The sequence below is a fragment of the Stenotrophomonas genospecies 3 genome, assembly GCF_054473855.1.
This window is the reverse complement of sequence record NZ_JBTMUR010000007.1, coordinates 205,709-221,055: the sequence shown is the minus strand read 5'-3', so window position 1 is coordinate 221,055 and position 15,347 is coordinate 205,709. Positions and strand designations below refer to the sequence as shown.

15 protein-coding genes are annotated in these 15,347 nt (G+C 66.8%); 6 read left to right on the top strand and 9 right to left on the bottom strand.

Annotated features, from left to right (window positions below):
- Nucleotides 1-81 precede the first annotated feature (81 nt).
- Nucleotides 82-438: a GFA family protein gene (locus tag ACX9OT_RS11650; RefSeq protein WP_458075504.1), complete on the top strand. Its 357-nt coding sequence runs from the start codon at nt 82-84 to the stop codon at nt 436-438.
- 32 nt (nt 439-470) lie between these two features.
- Nucleotides 471-1,250, top strand: a complete 780-nt coding sequence (locus ACX9OT_RS11645; RefSeq protein ID WP_177179510.1) for a DUF4349 domain-containing protein — start codon at nt 471-473, stop codon at nt 1,248-1,250.
- A 31-nt stretch (nt 1,251-1,281) separates the two neighbouring features.
- Here ACX9OT_RS11645 and ACX9OT_RS11640 read toward each other — a convergent pair whose 3' ends face one another.
- Together ACX9OT_RS11640 and ACX9OT_RS11635 are read right to left on the bottom strand one after the other, a co-directional pair.
- A complete protein-coding gene (locus tag ACX9OT_RS11640; protein ID WP_005415831.1) occupies nt 1,282-1,575 on the bottom strand; it encodes a hypothetical protein in 294 nt (97 codons plus the stop codon).
- A gap of 68 nt (nt 1,576-1,643) precedes the next feature.
- A complete protein-coding gene (locus ACX9OT_RS11635; protein WP_189719839.1) occupies nt 1,644-2,588 on the bottom strand; it encodes a LysR substrate-binding domain-containing protein in 945 nt (314 codons plus the stop codon).
- A gap of 115 nt (nt 2,589-2,703) precedes the next feature.
- Here ACX9OT_RS11635 and ACX9OT_RS11630 point away from each other — a divergent pair, with 115 nt between their 5' ends.
- Nucleotides 2,704-3,576, top strand: a complete 873-nt coding sequence (locus tag ACX9OT_RS11630) for a DMT family transporter (RefSeq protein WP_032128339.1) — start codon at nt 2,704-2,706, stop codon at nt 3,574-3,576.
- On the opposite strand, the gene ACX9OT_RS11625 is transcribed toward ACX9OT_RS11630, so the two are convergent.
- Nucleotides 3,564-3,857 carry a hypothetical protein gene (locus ACX9OT_RS11625; RefSeq protein WP_459002174.1) on the bottom strand — a complete coding sequence of 98 codons (294 nt, stop codon included), beginning with the start codon at nt 3,855-3,857 and terminating at the stop codon, nt 3,564-3,566. The genes ACX9OT_RS11630 and ACX9OT_RS11625 overlap by 13 nt on opposite strands.
- Nucleotides 3,858-4,159: 302 nt before the next feature.
- Nucleotides 4,160-5,062 (bottom strand): peptidylprolyl isomerase, encoded by a 903-nt coding sequence (locus ACX9OT_RS11620; protein ID WP_459002172.1) that lies wholly within the window; start codon nt 5,060-5,062, stop codon nt 4,160-4,162.
- Nucleotides 5,063-5,198: 136 nt separating this feature from the next.
- Between ACX9OT_RS11620 and ACX9OT_RS11615 the strand changes: the two genes are divergently transcribed.
- Together ACX9OT_RS11615 and ACX9OT_RS11610 are read left to right on the top strand one after the other, a co-directional pair.
- The gene (locus ACX9OT_RS11615; protein WP_032128337.1) at nt 5,199-5,564 is read left to right on the top strand and encodes a PadR family transcriptional regulator; all 366 of its coding nucleotides are present in this window, start codon (nt 5,199-5,201) and stop codon (nt 5,562-5,564) included.
- Entirely contained in the window at nt 5,561-6,550 is a 990-nt protein-coding gene (locus ACX9OT_RS11610; protein WP_459002169.1) for a sensor domain-containing protein, read from the top strand. Before ACX9OT_RS11615 ends, ACX9OT_RS11610 begins: the two co-directional genes overlap by 4 nt.
- A gap of 214 nt (nt 6,551-6,764) precedes the next feature.
- On the opposite strand, the gene ACX9OT_RS11605 is transcribed toward ACX9OT_RS11610, so the two are convergent.
- Nucleotides 6,765-8,072: a polyhydroxyalkanoate depolymerase gene (locus ACX9OT_RS11605; protein ID WP_110711697.1), complete on the bottom strand. Its 1,308-nt coding sequence runs from the start codon at nt 8,070-8,072 to the stop codon at nt 6,765-6,767.
- A 93-nt stretch (nt 8,073-8,165) separates the two neighbouring features.
- A complete protein-coding gene (locus ACX9OT_RS11600) occupies nt 8,166-8,756 on the bottom strand; it encodes a class I SAM-dependent DNA methyltransferase (protein WP_459002167.1) in 591 nt (196 codons plus the stop codon).
- Nucleotides 8,757-8,905: 149 nt separating this feature from the next.
- Here ACX9OT_RS11600 and ACX9OT_RS11595 point away from each other — a divergent pair, with 149 nt between their 5' ends.
- Nucleotides 8,906-9,361 carry a CopD family protein gene (locus tag ACX9OT_RS11595; protein ID WP_032128333.1) on the top strand — a complete coding sequence of 152 codons (456 nt, stop codon included), beginning with the start codon at nt 8,906-8,908 and terminating at the stop codon, nt 9,359-9,361.
- A gap of 330 nt (nt 9,362-9,691) precedes the next feature.
- Here the strand turns inward: ACX9OT_RS11595 and ACX9OT_RS11590 are convergent, their stop codons facing one another.
- The 3 genes from ACX9OT_RS11590 to dnaE all read right to left on the bottom strand — a co-directional run bounded on the left by ACX9OT_RS11590 (nt 9,692) and on the right by dnaE (nt 15,289).
- Nucleotides 9,692-10,651: an acetyl-CoA carboxylase carboxyltransferase subunit alpha gene (locus ACX9OT_RS11590; RefSeq protein ID WP_032128332.1), complete on the bottom strand. Its 960-nt coding sequence runs from the start codon at nt 10,649-10,651 to the stop codon at nt 9,692-9,694.
- Between the two features lie 113 nt (nt 10,652-10,764).
- The gene (locus ACX9OT_RS11585; protein WP_459002164.1) at nt 10,765-11,634 is read right to left on the bottom strand and encodes a hypothetical protein; all 870 of its coding nucleotides are present in this window, start codon (nt 11,632-11,634) and stop codon (nt 10,765-10,767) included.
- A 64-nt stretch (nt 11,635-11,698) separates the two neighbouring features.
- A complete protein-coding gene (gene dnaE / locus ACX9OT_RS11580; RefSeq protein WP_121503847.1) occupies nt 11,699-15,289 on the bottom strand; it encodes a DNA polymerase III subunit alpha in 3,591 nt (1,196 codons plus the stop codon).
- Nucleotides 15,290-15,347 lie beyond the last annotated feature (58 nt).

The following is a 15,347-nucleotide window of genomic DNA, read 5'->3' as shown; positions in this document are numbered from 1 at the left end:
ATAGGGCGGCGTGGCTGCTTTGTCCCCGTGCCATAGGATTACCATGGGCGCAGACAAGGACCCTCCAAAGGAGCGCAGAACATGGAATACCAGGGAAGCTGCCATTGCGGCAGGATCGCATTCACCGTACAGGCCGGGGCGCCGATCAGCGACGTCATCGACTGCAACTGCTCGATGTGCCGTCGCCGCGGCAGCCTGCTGTGGTTTGCCCCGCGCGAGGCGTTCCAGCTGAGCACCAATCCCGCGGACGTGGCCACCTACCACTTCAACAAAGCCCATATCGATCATCACCACTGCCGCGAGTGCGGCGTTGCCCCCTACAGCGAAGCGGTGGACCCGCGCACCGGTACGCCGATGGTGGCGGTGAACGTGCGCTGCGTACCGCAGGTGGACCTGGCCACGCTGGCGGTGATGTCCTACGACGGAGCGGCACTGTGACGCCGCTGCGCGCGTGGACGCGTGTGGTGGCAATGCCGGTGCTGCTGCTGGCGCTGGCGGCCTGTGCCAAGAACGGCGAGAGGGCGCAGGAGGCGGGTGCGGCCGCTGCCGATGCTGCTGTCGCTTCGCCGGAAGGTGCGTTCCTGGCCTACGAGCATGACGTGCAGATCCAGCTGGAAGCGGCGCAGATCGCTGTGCGCATCCAGCAGGTGGCGCAGGCCTGCCAGAGCGCGAAGTTCGGTGACTGCGCGGTTCTGCAGGTCGATCAACGCAGTGGCGAGCAACCCAGCGGTGAGGTCAAGGTACGCATCGCGCCGAAGGGCACCGAGCCACTGATCGCGATGGCCGGTGAGGGGGGCACGCTGCAGTCGCGTAACACGCGCGCCGAAGATCTCGCGCAGCAGGTCGCCGACACCGCACTGACCAAGGCGCGGTTGGAGAAGGAACACGCGCGGCTGCTGTCCTACCAGGATCGCAAGGACCTGAAGATCGAGGACCTGATGGCGATCACCACGCGCCTGTCGGAGATCGAAGCGGGCGTCGAACAGGCCAACAAGGATTCGGCGCAGCAACGCCGCCGCATCGATACCCAGCTGGTCACGATGCACTTCGATACCACCTCGGGCCAGCGCAGCCGCAGCGAGATCGGCGAAGCGCTGAGTGAATCGGGCAGCATCCTCAGCACCAGCGTGGCGTTCCTGATCCGCGCTGCCGCCGCGTTGTTGCCGGTAGCGGTGCTGGCGTTGATCGCGGCCTGGGGTGTGCGGGCGTGGTGGCGTCGCCGCCGCCGCAGGCTGCCGCCCAGCCTCTGAGGTGAAGGTTGATGCCGGCAACCCGCCGGCATCAGCCCTCGTCGGTCTCGTACTCGACGAACACGTCCAGCTCCAGTGCCAGTTCCTGCACGGCATCGCGCACCTTCTGCGCGGTGCTTTCATTGCCGACTTCCACTTCCAGTTCGTGGATGCCCGGGCCGATGTCATCGGACAGCCCGGCCGAACTGGAATCGTCGTCGTCCATGTGCGGCATCAGGTCGTCGGTTTCCTCGACATGTTCGATGCCGTCCAGGCCGAGCAGCAGGTCGCTGATGGCACGGGCGTCGTCTTCGGTTCCGGTGATGCGCAGTCGCAGCATGGCCATGGCATAGGTACGTTGTGGGTTCGCGAGCAGCCTAGCCAGCGTGAAGCAAAGAACGGGTGAGGGCGCAGTCAGCCGTGCGTGGCCGGGCGCCCGAGCAGGCTGTCCGGCAATGCGGGAATCGGCGTGCGTTCGTCCTGCGCCTGCTCCAGCAACCAGTCGATGAACAGGCGCGCGGCGTGGCTCGGCGGTTGCCCTTCGGCATGCACCACGTGATACGCATAGCGCGCTTTCAGCGCCGGGCCGGGCAGGCGTACCACCTCGTAGCGCTGCAGGTAGGGCTGCGCGATATGGGTACGTGCCAGCACCGTGCCCATGCCGTACACCGCGGCACGCATCGCATCGGTGCTGTCGGCAAAGGTATGCATCGGCGGCAGCGGCGACGGTGGACGCACACCCGCGTGGCGGAACCAGTCGCGCCAGCCCTGCGGCGACAGATCGGTCAGCAGCGGCAGGTCGGCGATGCGCGCCGGATCGACCAGCGTTTCGACCCCGGCCAGCGCCGGCGAGGCCACCGGGAACAGGTAGTCATCCATCAGGTGCTGTGCACGCAGGCCTGGCCACTGGCCCAGGCCATAGCGGATGCCGACCTCCGGACCGTTGTCGTCGTAGCGGTCCAGACCGCTGCCCGTGTGCAGTTCGATGCGGATGTGCGGATGGGCCTGGGTGAAGCGTGGCAGCCGTGGCAACAGCCAGCAGTAGGACAGCGAGCGCAGCGTGGTGATCCGCAGCGGCACGCTGTCGGCATCCGGCTGCAGGTGATGGGCGACGGCCGCGACATCGGAGAAGGCGGCGCTGGCGGCGTCGGCCAGCTGCCGGCCCTCGGCAGTCAGGCGCACGCCGCGGGCGTGGCGCAGGAACAGCCGGGTTTCCAGCACCTCCTCCAGCCGGCGCACATGGTGGCTGACCGCGCTGGCGGTCAGGTGCAGCTCCTGGGCGGCCTGGGCGAAGTTCTGGTGGCGCGCTGCAACCGCGAACACGGCCAGTGCGGGGAGCAGGGAAGGGCGTAGCTGCATGTCCAGCCTCAAACCATATTTGTGGCTGGCAGCGATACTACGCGCTTGTGCGGCGGGCGTCTGCGCCCGATCCTGTCTGCCTTGGCGAGGAACAGACGATGGACGGAGGCAGGGCATGAATGCGGTCCCACAGGCGGCCGAGCGCGACTGGCGCACGCCGCTGGAATTGACCCTGCTGGGCGCCATCTGGGGCTGCTCGTTCCTGTTCATGCGGGTGGCGGTGCCGTCGTTCGGCCCGTTCGCGCTGGTCGAGGTGCGGCTGGTGCTGGGCGCGCTGGTGCTGCTGCCGTTCCTGTGGCGCGCCCGCGCACAGTTCCCGCCGCGGCGCTGGCTGTGGCTGGCACCGATCGGCCTGATCAACTCGGCGCTGCCGTTCGTGCTGTTCGCCTATGCCGCCGAACAGGCACCGGCCGCGATCGGTGCGATCTGCAATGCGATGACCGTGCTGTTCGCCGCGCTGATCGCCTTCCTGTTCTTCGGCGAGAAGATCGGCATGCGCCGTGCGGGCGCGCTGCTGGTCGGCTTCGCCGGCGTGGTGGTGCTGGCCACTGCCAAGGTCTCCGGCCTGAGCATCGGCACCGCGGTGCTGGCCGGTGCGGCGGCTTCGTTGCTGTACGGCCTGGGCGTGAACCTGGTGAAGCGGCACATGACCGGCCTGCCGTCGGCGGCCGCGGCGGCGGCAACGCTGTCGTGTGCCTCGCTGTGGATGCTGCCGATGGCGGTCAGCCATTGGCCGCAGGCGGCGATTCCGGCCAAGGCCTGGGGCGCAGCGATCGCGCTTGGCGTGGCCTGCACCGGGCTGGCGTTCCTGATGTTCTATCGTTTGATCGGCCGTATCGGCCCGTCGCGTGCGTCGACCGTGACCTATCTGATTCCGCTGTTCGGCGCTGCGTTCGCGTGGTTGTTCCTGGGTGAGCCGGTGACGCTGCAGATGCTGATTGCGGGTGCGTTGATTCTGGGTAGCGTGGCGGTGAGTCAGAAGGGTTGAGGTGTTTTGCACGTGGCGCGTGCTGAAGGCGCTTCATCGTTCATGGGCGTCACTTTTCTTTTCGCGCGAAAAGAAAAGTAACCAAAAGAAACGCGCCGCCAGGTCGCGAGCCGGTGCTGCGCACCGGTACCCTGCGCTCCTCGGCCCGTCGAGGGACGGCGCGGGAACTCGCTGCGCTCAGACACCCGCGCCTCTTCGCCCTCGCCGGACCTGCGGTGCTCGGCTCGCTCAAGGCGGACCCAGATCAAAGGCCACAGCTGCACCCAGTAGATCCACGCCATGCGTGGATGCTTTTGCGGTTGATCTTGACCTTCCAGTCCGCCTTGAGCGAGCCGAGCATCGCAGGGGAATCAGGGGCGAAGAGGCGGCGATGTCCTGTAGAGCCGACTGCTAGTCGGCTGACTTCCTCGCGCCGTCCCCTGATTCACCGAGAAGCGCAGGGGACCGGCGTGCGAAGCACGGCGGCTCGCGACCTGGCGGCGCGTTTCTTTTGGTTACTTTTCTTTTCGCGCGAAAAGAAAAGTAACGCCCATGAACGATGAAGCACCTTCAGCACGCGCCACGCGCAGAACCCGCAACGGCGTTACTTCACCGGCACCGGAACATTGCAAAGATCGATATGCCCCGCCGGGCGCTTGTAGAAATCATCCACGCGATTGCGCCGCGCCTCCACTGTATCGGCGAAGGTCTTCGAATCGGTGCGCAGCACCTGGATCGGCGTGCGCTCGGCCGCCGGCACATCGCTGGCGCGGCGGATCGACACGATCGGCGTACGCAGCTTCGGGTCGGTGTAGAAGCCCATCGGCGCCGGGCCGCGCGGGGTCGCGCTGAGCAGCTCCATGCCCTTCAGCACGCGGCCGACCAGGGTGATGTTGCGGTCCAGCTGGCGCGGCGACTGACCGGTCACCACATAGAGTTCGGCGCCGATGCTGCTGTCTTCCTCGTTGCTGCGGCCAGCGCCGAGCATGCCGTAGCAATGCGCCAGCCAGGCCTTGCCGGCCTGCGGGTCCTGGCCGACCGGGAAGCCGTCGGCGAAACCGGTCTGTGCGGCCCAGCCATCGCGATCCGGCAGCACGCTGACCTTCAGGCCGGCGCTGGCGCGTTCGAATTCAGCCGGCAGCTTGCGCGCGGCACTGCCGAACGGCTTGGCCTTGGCGGCGTCATCGGCGTCAGCATCGCCGAACTGCACCACGAAGTTGTCCTGCGAACGGTAGATGCTGGTGCCGTCCCAGAAGTGCTCGTGGGCGAAGGTCTGGATGTTGGCGACATGGCGCGGTGCGAACTGCGGCGCCAGCTCGATGATCACCCGCCCGGCCGGCAGGTCCATGTACAGCAGGTTGGCCGGGTCCGGCGCGCGCCAGTCGCTGGCCGCCGACGCATCGAGGATCTGCTGCGGGCTGCGGTAGGGCGTGGCCGCACTGGCCATGGCGGGCAGCAGGCAGGACAGGGCGAGGGCGGTCAGGGCAAGGCGATGACGGTGCGGCATGGGATCCCCGGAACATGAACGAGGCCTCGATTCTGCGCGAGCGGCCCGGCCACGCCAACCGGCAGAGTGACTAACGACACATTCGCTATACCGAACTTCGCACTACTGTGGACTTCAACGTAGTGGAGGGCCGGTCATGTCCGAGGACGATGTCCAGCTGAAGAAGTTCCAGAAGGAGCTCAGCGCCGGAACGGTGTCGCTGGCCCTGCTGGCGGTGCTGGCCCGGGCCGGGGAGCCGCTGTACGGCTACCTCATTGCCAAGGAGCTGGAGCGGGTGGGCGAGGGCGTGCTGAGCGGCAAGCAGAGCGCGCTGTACCCGGTGCTGCGCAATCTGGAGGGCGCCGGCCTGCTGGAAAGCCATGTGGAGCCGTCCAGCAGCGGGCCGCCGCGGCGCTACTACCGCATCAATGAACGTGGCCGCGAGGTGTTGGCGCAATGGCGCCAGGCCTGGCAGGCCACCCGCGATTCCGTCGATTCCGTGTTGGAGGGGGTACCACAATGAACGACCCGAGCCTGGCAGGCAGTGCCCTGCCGACCACCATTCCGCAGTACCTGGCGCAGCTGCGCGCGGCGCTGGAAGGCGCCGACCCGGCGATGGTGCAGGACGCGCTGTACGACGCCGAGGAATACCTGCGCTCGGAGCTGGCGGCGCAGCCCGGCCGCAGCGAGGCCGAGGTGATCGCCGACGTTGCCGGCAGCTACGGTGCGCCGGACGAGGTAGCCGAAATCTACCGCGAGACCGAAGTGACGGTTAATCGCGCGTTGCGCACACCACGTGCGGATACCGCGCCGGTGCTGCGTGCTGCGGCGGAAGCCAGTGGCGTCGAGCCGGCCGCACCGCCGCCGGTGCCGGTGCAGCGCTCGCTGCTGACGCGCTTCTTCGGTGTGGTGACCGATCCACACACTTATGGCGCGCTGTTCTACATGCTGCTGTCGCTGGCCACCGGCATCTTCTTCTTCACCTGGGTGGTGACCGGCCTGTCGCTGTCGCTGGGCCTGCTGATCCTGATCATCGGCATTCCGCTGACCGTGCTGTTCTTCGGCTCGGTGCGCGGGCTGGCGCTGCTGGAGGGGCGGCTGGTGGAAGCACTGCTGGGCGAGCGCATGCCGCGCCGCCCGCGTTACACCGACCGCAGCCGCACGTGGCTGCAGCGCATCGGCGACATGTTCACCGACGGCCGCACCTGGCTGACCCTGCTGTACTTCGTGCTGATGCTGCCGCTGGGCATCATCTACTTCACCATCGCGGTGACGCTGCTGTCGCTGTCGCTGGGCCTGATCTGGGCACCGGTCGCGGCGATCTTCAGTGGCGACATTCCGGGTGTGTACGTCGACGGCATGAACGTGCTGCCGATGGCGGCCTCGCCGCTGGTGGCGATCGTGGTGGCGGCCGTGGGCGCGTTGCTGCTGGTGCTGACCCTGCACCTGGCACGCGGGATCGGCAAGCTGCACGGGCTGATCGCCAAGAACCTGCTCGTGCGGCTGTAAGCGGGAATCCACGCTTCGGTAGGCTTCGCTCTGGTAGGTGCCAACCTTGGTTGGCATGATCCATCAGTGCAGGGGCGCTTGGCGGAATTCGCTTTGGTAGGTGCCAACCTTGGTTGGCACAATCCTTCAGATACCGGGATTCAGGGTAGAGCGCCAACCAAGGTTGGCATCTACCAGGGCGTACCGACCAAGGTCGGTACCCACCCTGGGCGGTTTACCCCGCCTTGCGGCGCAACGGGGTGACGTTGCTCTTCTTCTTCGTGGCCTTCGCCGCCGGTGCTTCGGCATGCGCGGCGAAGAAATCGCGCACCTTCGGGTACACCACTTCGCGCCAGCGACGGCCGCTGAAGATGCCGTAGTGACCGGCACCTTCGACGATGAAATGCTCGCGGCGGTCAGCGTCGATGCCGGTGCACAGCGCCTGCGCCGCTTCGGTCTGGCCGAGGCCGGCGATGTCGTCCAGCTCGCCTTCGATGCTCAGCAGCGCGGTATCGCGGATCGCCGACGGATCGACCTTCTCGCCGTTGACCACCCACTCGCCACGCGGCAGCAGGAAGTCCTGGAACACCACGGAAATAGTATCCAGGTAGTACTTGGCGGGCATGTCCAGCACCGCGTTGTACTCGTCGTAGAAACGACGGTGTGCGTCGGCGTCTTCCAGGTCGCCCTTGACCAGGTCGGTGTAGAAGTCCCAGTGCGAGCTGAAGTGGCGGCTCGGGTTCATCGACAGGAAGCCGGCGTGCTGCAGGAAGCCCGGGTACACGCGACGACCGGCGCCGGGATAGCTGGCCGGCACGGTGTGGATGACGTTGTTCTCGAACCACGACAGCGGGTTCTGCGTGGCCAGGTTGTTCACTGCGGTCGGGCTGCAGCGCGCGTCGATCGGGCCACCCATCATCACCAGCGTGCGCGGCGTCGGTTCGCCACGGCTGGCCATCAGCGAAACCGCGGCCAGCACCGGCACGGTCGGCTGGCACACGCTGACCACGTGCAGGCGCTCCACGCCGAGGTGGCGGATGAACTCCTGGATGTAGGCGATGTAGTCGTCCAGGCCGAACTCGCCTTCGCTGGCCGGCACCATGCGCGCGTCGACCCAGTCGGTCACATACACGCGGTGGTCGCGCAGCAGCGTGCGCACGGTGTCGCGCAGCAGCGTGGCGTGGTGGCCGGACAGCGGCGCCACCACCAGCACGAACGGCTGGTTGAGCATGGTGTGCAGCTGGTCGGCTTCATTGCTGTGGCGCTTGAAGCGCAGCAGCTTGCAGAACGGCTTGCTCACTTCCTCGTGCACGACGATCGGCACGCGCTCGCCATCGACGTCGATTTCGTTGATGCCCCACTCGGGCTTCTCGTAATCCTTGCCGATGCGATGGAAGAGTTCATTGACCGCCGCCAGGCGATCAGCGCCGGGCATCTGCGACCACCAGTGGCCCTGGTTGGCGAAGAACCTGGCGTTGGCCTGGGCCTGGTGCACCCAGGGGGCGAGCAGGTTGCGGGTCAGTTCGTGCAGTTGATAGAGCATGACGACCGAATATGTATGGTCATATGTTGCCGCGCAGCATATCCCATCCGGGTGTCCCGCAGGTTAAGTTGTCTGAAAATAATGAATCCGGATTCACATCCGCTCCAGCGCGGCCGTATCGCCTGCCAGGGCGGGGCCGAGCCAGCAATGCGACCCTACCGCCTGCAGGCCCTGCCGGGCCAGTTCACGCCGGTACCAGCGCGCCGGGCGGGCCTGGAAACCTTCGTGGTCGCCCTCGAACGCGTCCTCGGCGGCGAAGGTCTCCAGGAAGGCCACGCCGCCGGTCAGCTCCGCCACGCCGGCCAGTCCGGCACGCAGCTCACGGTCGGGCACGTAGTGCATCACGTCCGAGCAGATCAGCAGGTCGACCGGGGCGCAGGGCCGCAGCCAGGCGAAATCACCGAAGCGGGCCAGGTGCAGGTTGCGGGTGCGGCCGTAGCGGCGCACAGCGTACTCGCTGCTGTCGAAGCCGAGGTATTCGACCTTCGGACGCAGCTTCAGCAGCGGCGCGCGCCAGGCGCCTTCGCCGCAGCCGATGTCCAGCACGCTGCGGATCGGTCGCTCCAGATAGTACTCGGCGCTGGCCACGGCCAACGCGACCTTGCGCGCCAGGCGGGCGCTGCCGCCGATGTCGGCACGGCGGTACCAGCGTTGGAAATAGGCGGCGTCGTAGGTCTTGTCCATGGGGCGGTGCACGATCGGGGAAAACGGCGCTTATCGTACGGCGTTGCGGCGTGCCATGCGTCGATGTGTCGCGGCGTGCGTGCCTGCGGCGGCCTTGTCACGGCATGCGAGAATGGCCGCCAACCTACGCCAGCCACCGGAGCGAGCGCATGCAGAGCTATTACTGGGTCAAGACCTTCCACATCGTGTTCGTGGTGGCGTGGATGGCCACGGTGTTCTATCTGCCGCGCATCCTGGTGAACCTGGCCGAGACCGCTGGCCAGCCGGCGGTGACCGAGCGCCTGCAGCTGATGGGCCTGCGCCTGTACCGTTTCGGCCACTCGATGTTCGGCCTGGCGTTCCTGCTGGGCCTGGTGCTGTGGCTGGGCTACAAGGTCATTCCGGATTTCCCGACGATGGTTGCCTCGGGCGGCGCCGGTTGGCTGCATGCCAAGCTGGGGCTGGTGGTGCTGCTGCTGGTGTACTTCAGCTGGATCGGGCGCCTGCTCAAGGGCGTGGCCAAGGGCAGGGCGCTGCCGTCGTCGCGCGCGCTGCGCTGGATCAACGAGATCCCGCTGCTGGCCTTCATCCCGATCGTGTGGCTGGTGCTGGCCAAGCCATTCTGAGATCCCGCTATCCGTAGAGCCATGCTTGGCTCTACGGGTCCGCGTGATTCTTCGCCAAAGCAGAGGCATCCACGCGTGGCGTGGATCTACTGGGTGCAGCTGTGGCTTTTGATGTTCAGGTCCGCCATGAGCGAGCCGAGCATCGCAGGTGAAACAGGGGCGAAGAGGCGCTGATGTCCTGTAGTGCCGACTGCTAGTCGGCTGACTTCTGCGCGCCGTCCCCTGATTCACCGAGAAGCGCAGGGAACCGGTGCAAGGCACCGGCTCGCGTTCGGCGGCGTGTTCTTTGGTTACTTTCTTGCACGAGCAAGAAAGTAACAAGCCGATGAATCAGGCCGCTTCGTACGTGCCGTAGCTGCGCAGGCGGGCGTAGCGCTGTTCCAGCAGCTGCTCGGTGGACAGCTTGTCCAGCGCGTCCAGTTCGTTCAGCAGCACCGCCTTCAGGCGCTTGGCCATCTGCGTCGGGTTGCGGTGGGCGCCACCGGTCGGCTCGCGCACGACCTTGTCGACCAGGCCCAGGCTCTTCAGGCGCGGGGCGGTCAGGCCCAGCTGTTCGGCGGCATCCTTGGCCTTGCCGGCATCCTTCCACAGGATCGAGGCGCAGCCTTCCGGGGTGATGGTCGAGTACACCGAGTACTCCAGCATCACGGTGCGGTCGCCCACGCCCAGCGCCAGCGCGCCGCCGGAGCCACCTTCACCGATCACGGTGCAGATGATCGGCACCTTCAGTTCGGCCATCTCGATCAGGTTGCGTGCGATCGCTTCGGACTGGCCACGCGATTCGGCATCGATGCCCGGCCAGGCGCCGGCGGTGTCGATCAGGGTCAGCACCGGCAGGCCGAAGCGCTCGGCCATCTTCATCAGGCGCAGGGCCTTGCGGTAGCCCTCCGGCTTGGGCATGCCGAAGTTGCGCTTGATCTTTTCCTTGGTGTCACGGCCCTTCTGGTGGCCGATCACCATCACTGCACGGCCATTGATGCGTGCCAGGCCACCCATGATGGCCTTGTCGTCGGCGAAGGCACGGTCGCCGGCCAGCTCCTGGAACTCATCGAACATGACGCGGAGGTAGTCTGCGGTGTACGGGCGCGACGGATGACGGGCCAGCTGCAGCACCTGCCACGAGGTCAGGTTGCGGAAGATCTGCGCGGTGCGCATGCGCAGCTTGTCCTGCAGCGCGTGCACTTCCGCCTCGACATTGACCGCCGGCCCGGCACTGGCGTTGCGCAGTTCCTGGATCTTGGCTTCCAGGTCGGCGATGGGTTGCTCGAAGTCGAGGTAGTTCGGATTCATCGGAAGCCGTCGTGTAAAGAAGAGGGGAATTCTATCCGAATGCGTGCAAACCACCCGTACGCCTTCGTCTGGAAGGCGACGGTAGCGCAGCCGGGCAGGGGGCGCCAGTCAGCTCAGGGCACCACCAGGGCGCTGCGGCCCATCAGCTGGCTGCGCTGGGAAACGAAGTCGTTGTAGGCCTCGTTGGCCTCCCGGCCCAGCCCGCTGCCCAGGGTGGCGGTGGCCGAGGTGAAGGCCATCTGCGCGGCGAAGTCCTGCTTGCGCAGGGCCTTCTGTTCATCGGCGGTGGTGGCCTTCAGCCAGCGCGCATAGACCTCACGCAGCGGCGCGGCATGCGCCTCGAAGGCCGGCACCAGCGCCGGCAGGCTGGCCGGGGCCGGTTCCAGGCTGAACGCCGGGGCCACGTAGCCGGCCGGCTGCTCGCGCTTGAACGCACCGGGCTCGCCCATGCCTTCTTCCACGTAAGCGATGAAGTCCGGCGCGGTGAACACCTTGGCCACGATCTGGCCGCCGCTGGAATCGACGTGGGCGACCACCTTTTCCTTGGGGAACGGTTCGCGCACGCCGTAGGTCCAGGTCTTGTCGATGAACAGGTCGTGGCGCTTCTCGAACGGGCCTTCGAAGTCGACGCCGCCCAGCTCGATGCCGGCCTTGCCGGTGCCGAAGTTCTTCATCTTGCTCTCGTCGGTGACATAGATCTCGCGGGCGATCACGTACTCGCTGAGGGTCGGATTGATCAGGCCGCCACGACCGTCGACGTAGACGATGAAGCGCACGTCGCCGAGCTTTTCGGTGTGCAGGCGATGTTCGCCGACGGCCAGCGAAATCGGGCGCGAGCCCTGTGCGGCCACCGGCAGGTCCTTGCCATCGATGCTCAGTGCCAGCGGCGTGTCGGTCGGGTTGTCGATCTGGAACTCGACCTTCGAGGGCGAACAGGCGGCCAGGGCCAGAGCGGCGGCGAACGGGAACAGCAGGGTCTTCATCGGCAATCGTCCTTGATACATGGAACGGGAAAGCAGGGGGTTCAGCAAAACCAGGGAGCCAGCTTCAGCTGGCCCACGGCGGGCTGTAGCGCACCTTCAGGGTGCGCACGGCCGGGTCGGCGCGCAGCGCCTCCATCAGCTTGGAATCGATGCGTACCGCGCTCTGCCCGGACACATCGAGCATGCCGGCGACGCCGCCGTGCGGCCCCTTCAGCAGCAGGTCCAGGCGCAGCGGCGTGCGGCCGGGGCGATGGCGGTCGAGCAGGGCGTCGATGCGCTCCCAGACCGGGCGCTGCTGGCGCAGGTCCAGGCGCAGCGAGAGCCGGGTGGCGTAGTTGGCGCAGACTTCGTCGAAGTCCCAGCACTGGCGGATGCGCAGCGCGAAGCCACCGTTGAATTCGTCCTCGCGCAGGCCACCCTTGACCACCAGGATGCGGTCCTTGGTCATCAGGTGGCCGAACTCGGCCATCGCGTCGGAGAACGCGCTGCACTCGACGCGGCCACGGCCGTCCTCGAGCTGGATGAAGATCTGGCTCTCACCCTTGCGGCGCACGCCGACCACCTGGCCGGCCAGCACGGTTTGCACTTCCGGGCGCCAGCGCTTTTCGCCGCCGCCACCGCCACCGCTGTTGGCGCTCCAGATCTTCTCCACCGAGCCCAGGTCGTTGCCGACCAGGTCGCGCACATCGTCGCGCCAGGGATCGAACGGGTGGCCGCTGAGGTAGAAGCCCAGCGTGTCGCGCTCGCCGTTCAGGCGCTGCAGCAGCGGCCATTCCTCGGCTTCGGGCAGGTCCAGCTGGATCGTGGTCGCGCTCGGGTCGGGGCCGCCGAACAGCGAGTTCTGCCCGGACGCACGTTCGCGCGCCATCTGGTCGGTGGCCTTGATCACTTCCGGCAGCTGCAGCATCAGCGAGGCGCGGTTATGCCCGAGCTCATCCAGTGCGCCGCAGTTGATCATCGCTTCCAGCGTGCGCCGGTTGAGCTTGGCCGAGCCGACGCGGGTGCAGAAGTCGAGCAGGTCCTTGTAGTCGCCACCCTTCAGGCGCTCGTCCACGACGGCCTCGCAGGCACCCTGGCCGACGCCCTTGATCGCGCCAAGCCCGTACTGGATGGTGTCCGGGGTCACGGCTTCGAACATGAAGGCGGAGTGGTTCACCTTCGGCGGCAGCACGGTCAGGCCGAGGTTGCGCACCTCGTCGAGGAAGCCGACCACCTTCTCGGTGTTGTCCAGGTCCGAGGACAGCGTGGCCGCCATGAACTCGGCCGGGTAATGGCGCTTCAGCCATGCGGTCTGGTAGCTGACCAGCGCGTAGGCAGCGGCGTGCGACTTGTTGAAGCCGTAGCCGGCGAACTTCTCCATCAGGTCGAAGATCGCGTCGGCCTTGGCCTCGTCCACGCCGTCCTTGGCCGCGCCTTCGCGGAAGATCTCGCGGTGCTTGGCCATTTCGGCCGGCACCTTCTTGCCCATCGCGCGGCGCAGCAGGTCGGCGCCGCCCAGCGAGTAGCCGCCGACGATCTGCGCCATCTGCATCACCTGCTCCTGGTACACCATGATGCCGTAGGTGTCCTTCAGGATCGCTTCGGTGCGCGGATCGGGATAGATGATTTCTTCCTGGCCGTGCTTACGCGCGTTGAAGGACGGAATCAGGTCCATCGGGCCGGGACGGTACAGCGACACCAGCGCGATCAGGTCTTCGAAACGGTCGGGGCGCGCGTCCTTCAGCAGGCGGCGCATGCCCGAGGATTCGAACTGGAACACCGCGCCGGTGTTGCCGTTGGCGAAGATGTCCTTGTAGGTGGGCGTGTCGTCCAGCGGGATCGCGGCGATGTCCACCGGCGGGATGCCGGCGCGCTCATGGCGCTTGTTGATCGCCTTCACCGCCCAGTCGATGATGGTCAGCGTGCGCAGGCCCAGGAAGTCGAACTTCACCAGGCCGACTTCTTCCACGTCGTTCTTGTCGAACTGGGTGACCGGGTTCTTGCCGAGGCCGTTCTCGTCGTGTTCGGCGTACAGCGGGCAGAACTCGCTCAGCGGCTCCGGCCCGATCACCACGCCACCGGCATGCTTGCCGGCGTTGCGGGTCAGGTCTTCCAGCTGCAGCGCCAGATCGATCAGGTCGCGGACATCGTCCTCGGTCTCGTAGCGCTGGATCAGTTCGGCCGACGCCATTTCCGAGCTCGGGCCTTCCTTGCCCTTGCCCAGCGCATCCTTCAGGTGGATGCCGAGGATGTTCGGGATCAGCTTGGAGACACCGTCGACCAGGCCGTACGGGAAACCGAGCACGCGGCCGGAGTCGCGCACCACCGCCTTGGCGGCCATGGTGCCGTAGGTGATGATCTGGCTGACGCGCTCGCGTCCGTACTTGCGCGCGACGTAGTCGATCACCTCGTCGCGGCGGTCCATGCAGAAGTCGATGTCGAAGTCGGGCATCGACACGCGTTCCGGATTGAGGAATCGCTCGAACAGCAGGTTGTACGGCAGCGGGTCCAGGTCGGTGATCTTCAGCGCCCACGCCACCAGCGAACCGGCACCCGAACCACGGCCGGGACCGATCGGGATGCCCTGGTTCTTGCCCCATTGGATGAAGTCGGCCACGATCAGGAAGTAGCCCGGGAAGCCCATCTTGATGATGGTGTTGAGCTCGAACTCCAGGCGCTCGAAATACTCTTCGCGGGTCTTGCCCGGCGCCAGTGGATTCTTCTCCAGGCGCTCTTCCAGGCCATCGCGCGACATCTTCTGGATCCAGGTGTCCAGGGTCTCGTCGTCCGGCACCGGGTAGTTGGGCAGGAAGTAGGTGCCCAGCCGCATCTCGATGTTGCAGCGCTCGGCCAGCGCCAGCGTGTTGTCGATCGCATCGGGGATGTCGGCGAACAGCGCGCACATCTCCTCGGCAGACTTCAGGTACTGCTGGTCGCTGTATTCGCGCGGGCGCTTGGGGTCGTCCAGCACGCGGCCGGTGGAAATGCACACGCGCGCTTCGTGCGCGCTGAAATCCGTCGGCGACAGGAAGCGCACGTCGTTGCTGGCCACCACCGGCAGGCCACGCTGGCCGGCGGCCATCAGCGCGAACTGGTTGAAGGTTTCTTCGCCCTCGCGGCCGGTGCGGGTCAGCTCCAGGTGCAGACCGTCGCCGAACACGCGTTGCCAGTCGGCCAGCTGCTGCTCGGCCAGTTCATGCTTGCCGTCCAACGCCAGGCGCCCGGCCAGGCTCTGCCGGCCAGCGAGTGCGAACAGGTTGGCGTTGCCGGCCTTCAGCCAGTCCGGGTGGATTGCCACGCCGCCTTCCGGGCGATGGCCTTCCATCCAGGCGCGGGTCAGCAGGCGCGACAGGCTCAGGTAGCCCTCACGGTCGCGGCACAGCAGGGTCATCCGCCACGGGTCCTGGCCTTCCTCGGCGATCAGCACGTCGGCGCCGGCGATCGGCTTGATGCCCACGCCTTCGGCGGCCTTGTAGAACTTGACCAGGGCGAACAGGTTGTTGAGGTCGGTCACCGCCAGCGCGGGCAGGCCGAGCTCGACCGAGCGCGACAGCAGGTTGGCCTGCTTGGCCTTCTTCGGGTCCGCCTGGTCGGGCTTGGCCGGCACGCGGATGGTCGAGTCCGCCAGCGAGAACTCGGTGTGGACGTGGAGATGTACGAAGCGGGAGTTGGACATGCCGGACCAGGTTGGAGCGCGCGGGCCCCGGGTGCTGACGGAAGATCGTCGCCGGGGT

Excerpts from the sequence above, each read along its gene's own strand:
- ACX9OT_RS11635 (WP_189719839.1), bottom strand. The coding sequence starts at position 2,588 with ATGCAGCTACGCCCTTCCCTGCTCCCCGCACTGGCCGTGTTCGCGGTT.
- ACX9OT_RS11625 (WP_459002174.1), bottom strand. The coding sequence starts at position 3,857 with ATGGCGTGGATCTACTGGGTGCAGCTGTGGCCTTTGATCTGGGTCCGC.
- ACX9OT_RS11650 (WP_458075504.1), top strand. The coding sequence starts at position 82 with ATGGAATACCAGGGAAGCTGCCATTGCGGCAGGATCGCATTCACCGTA.
- ACX9OT_RS11610 (WP_459002169.1), top strand. The coding sequence starts at position 5,561 with ATGAACGACCCGAGCCTGGCAGGCAGTGCCCTGCCGACCACCATTCCG.
- ACX9OT_RS11605 (WP_110711697.1), bottom strand. The coding sequence starts at position 8,072 with ATGCTCTATCAACTGCACGAACTGACCCGCAACCTGCTCGCCCCCTGG.
- ACX9OT_RS11595 (WP_032128333.1), top strand. The coding sequence starts at position 8,906 with ATGCAGAGCTATTACTGGGTCAAGACCTTCCACATCGTGTTCGTGGTG.
- ACX9OT_RS11630 (WP_032128339.1), top strand. The coding sequence starts at position 2,704 with ATGAATGCGGTCCCACAGGCGGCCGAGCGCGACTGGCGCACGCCGCTG.
- ACX9OT_RS11585 (WP_459002164.1), bottom strand. The coding sequence starts at position 11,634 with ATGAAGACCCTGCTGTTCCCGTTCGCCGCCGCTCTGGCCCTGGCCGCC.
- ACX9OT_RS11600 (WP_459002167.1), bottom strand. The coding sequence starts at position 8,756 with ATGGACAAGACCTACGACGCCGCCTATTTCCAACGCTGGTACCGCCGT.
- ACX9OT_RS11640 (WP_005415831.1), bottom strand. The coding sequence starts at position 1,575 with ATGGCCATGCTGCGACTGCGCATCACCGGAACCGAAGACGACGCCCGT.
- ACX9OT_RS11620 (WP_459002172.1), bottom strand. The coding sequence starts at position 5,062 with ATGCCGCACCGTCATCGCCTTGCCCTGACCGCCCTCGCCCTGTCCTGC.
- ACX9OT_RS11645 (WP_177179510.1), top strand. The coding sequence starts at position 471 with ATGCCGGTGCTGCTGCTGGCGCTGGCGGCCTGTGCCAAGAACGGCGAG.
- dnaE (WP_121503847.1), bottom strand. The coding sequence starts at position 15,289 with ATGTCCAACTCCCGCTTCGTACATCTCCACGTCCACACCGAGTTCTCG.
- ACX9OT_RS11590 (WP_032128332.1), bottom strand. The coding sequence starts at position 10,651 with ATGAATCCGAACTACCTCGACTTCGAGCAACCCATCGCCGACCTGGAA.
- ACX9OT_RS11615 (WP_032128337.1), top strand. The coding sequence starts at position 5,199 with ATGTCCGAGGACGATGTCCAGCTGAAGAAGTTCCAGAAGGAGCTCAGC.